Source organism: Stenotrophomonas capsici (genome assembly GCF_034961085.1).
Classification (GTDB): Bacteria; Pseudomonadota; Gammaproteobacteria; order Xanthomonadales; family Xanthomonadaceae; genus Stenotrophomonas; species Stenotrophomonas capsici.
The window spans coordinates 1-2,448 of record NZ_JAYFUH010000188.1 but is presented as its reverse complement, the minus strand read 5'-3'; the positions used below and the strand labels follow the sequence as shown (position 1 = coordinate 2,448).

Below are 2,448 nucleotides of genomic sequence, written 5' to 3'. Positions count from 1 at the left end.
CACCAACACCGGGCTGCCGACAACCTTCGTGATGACCCTGCCGGAGACGATCACCATCAATCCGGACCTCGGCGACGGCAAGGTACTGGCCGACATCAGCGGGACCTTGGTCCTGCAGGCCCCCACCGAGACCCGTTGCCCGGGTCTCTCCGGTGAGGTTCCGAACAAGTACATGCTCTCCAGCGGGGCTTATCTCGGCGAAAACACCTACGAGAGCGGCATCCCCGGCGTGGGTATCCGCTTCTACTTCAATGGCGTCGCCTTTCCGCTGGAGAACCGCTTTGTCTTTCCCCAGAAAGACACAAATAGCTGGCCGGGGCGCCTGCAGCTGGTCAAGACCGGGCCGATCAGCCAGTCGGGTTCGCTTGCCGGGCTGCAGGGCGGTGCTTACCTGACCAGCAACGGCAACCATCAATGGCGCGTGTTCGCGTTCAAGGGCGCTACCAATGTGGACGCGGGACGGCCGACCTGCACGGTCGCCACGCCGCTGGTGCCCGTGCCGATGGGCTCGGCCCGGCTGAAGGAGTTCAACGGCATCGGCACCACGGTGGGCGAGCGGGGCTTCAGCATCGCCGTCGACTGCGGTGGCGGGCGTCCGCAGATTTCCACGGCGGTGTACGGGGTGCTGATGGACCAGAGCGATCCGGCGAACCGCTCCACCCAGCTGTCCCTCACCCCTGGCTCGACCGCTGTGGGCGTGGGCCTGCAGGTGCTCCACGGCGGCACGCTGCTGTCCTATGGCGGCAACGCCGGCGAGCCGGCCGCCGATGCACGCTGGTTTGCCGGACGCACCCACAACGGCCGCTTCGAGATCCCGTTGATGGCCCGGTACGTGCAGACACGGGCAGAAATCACACCGGGGAGCGCGAATGCCAAAGCCACCTTCGTGCTGAGCTACGAATGATGCCTCCCGGCACCGGTGGCAGCTGGGTTCAGGCCCCTGGCTTGCGCTGCTGCAAGGCCCGGCGGCCCTGTTCACGCAGGTGGACCAGCTCGGCGCGCACTGCGCCCAGGTCACGCTGCAGCAGCAACGCTTCCATCCGGGCGCAGCGCGCCACCAGCTCGGTTTCATGGACCAGCGCGAAGCCGCCGCGCACCGAGTGCAGCTGCTGGCCGATGGCGTGGATGGGGTCATCGCCGGGCACCGTCGCGTTCGTCGCATTGGCTTGGCCCGCGGGATCCAGCAGCTGATCCAGTGTCGCCAGTGACTGCTCGAACGCACTGTCCAGGGCCGCGTGCACGGCGGCGGGCAGCGGGCCCGTGGCAAGGTCGGAGGCCGCGGCATTTGCGGCGGACGCCGTTGCCGCTGGGCGGTCCTGCGCAAGGATGCGGCCGATGCTTTCCAGCAGGATCGGCTTGACCAGCACCTCGCTGATGCCGGCCTCCGTGCAGCGCTGCCGGTCATGTGCGGAGGCATGCGCGGTAATGGAGATGATCGGCTGCACGAAGCCACGCGCGCGCAGGGCGTGGGCGAGCATGCAGCCGTCCATCCCGGGCATGTTGAGGTCGGTGAACACCACGTCGTAGGCCTGCCGTTCCTGCAGGGCCAAGGCGTCGGCCGCGCTGGCGACGATGTCGGCCCGCTGGCCGAGGGCGTCGAGCTGCATCCGCATCAGCTCGCGGTTGGCGGGATGGTCGTCGACCACCAGCACCCGTCGCTGGCTATGCGGCGGTTCAACAGCCAGCGACGGTCCAGGAGTGGGAGCTGCCGCCTGCAGCGGTTCCAGCGGCAGCGTGACCAGGAAGGTACTGCCCTGGCCGAGGACGCTGTGCACCTGGATGCCGCCCTGCATCAGCTCGACCAGCGCCCGGCACAAGGCCAGGCCCAAGCCGCTGCCACCGAAGCGACGGGCGATGGAGCTGTCCGCCTGCGAGAAGCGCTGGAACAGCCCGGCCTGCTGCTCGGTGCTCATGCCGATGCCGGTATCGCTGACACCGATCACCAAGGGTGAATCCGGCCGGTCCTCGTCCTGCAGGTACAGCTCCAGCAACACATCGCCTTCATGGGTGAACTTGAGCGCGTTGCCCAGCAGGTTGTAGAGGATCTGGCGGATGCGGGTGGGGTCGCCGCGGTACGCCGGGGCCAGTCCATCGTCCAGGCTGGTGTCCAGCACCAGGCCCTTGGCCTGTGCCATGGGCGTGAAGAACGCCGCCGTTTCGACGGCAAGGGCCCTGAGGTCGAAGGCGATGGATTCCAGCTGCATCTGCCCGGATTCCACCCGCGAGAAATCCAGGATGTCGTTGATGATGCCCAGCAGCGCGGACGAGGACGAGGTGACGGTGCGTACCTGCTGCAGCTGGCTGCCGGACAACGGCGAGCGTTCCAGCAGCTCGAGGTTGCCGAGGATGGCGTTGAGCGGTGTGCGGATCTCGTGGCTCATCGTGGCCAGGAACGCCGACTTGGCTTGGTTGGCCGCGTCGGCGGCGCGGCGCGCCTGTTCCAGTTCC

Annotated in this window: 2 protein-coding genes; one reads left to right on the top strand and one right to left on the bottom strand. The window is 67.8% G+C overall.

Annotation, left to right across the window (positions count from 1 at the left end; translation table 11 throughout):
- Positions 1 to 904, top strand: a 904-nt coding sequence (locus VA603_RS11220) for a fimbrial protein (protein ID WP_323438885.1), incomplete at its 5' end; no start/stop codon positions are given.
- Positions 905 to 932: 28 nt separating this feature from the next.
- On the opposite strand, the gene VA603_RS11215 is transcribed toward VA603_RS11220, so the two are convergent.
- Positions 933 to 2,448: ATP-binding protein (locus tag VA603_RS11215; RefSeq protein ID WP_323438884.1), on the bottom strand; the 1,516-nt coding region annotated here is incomplete at its 5' end.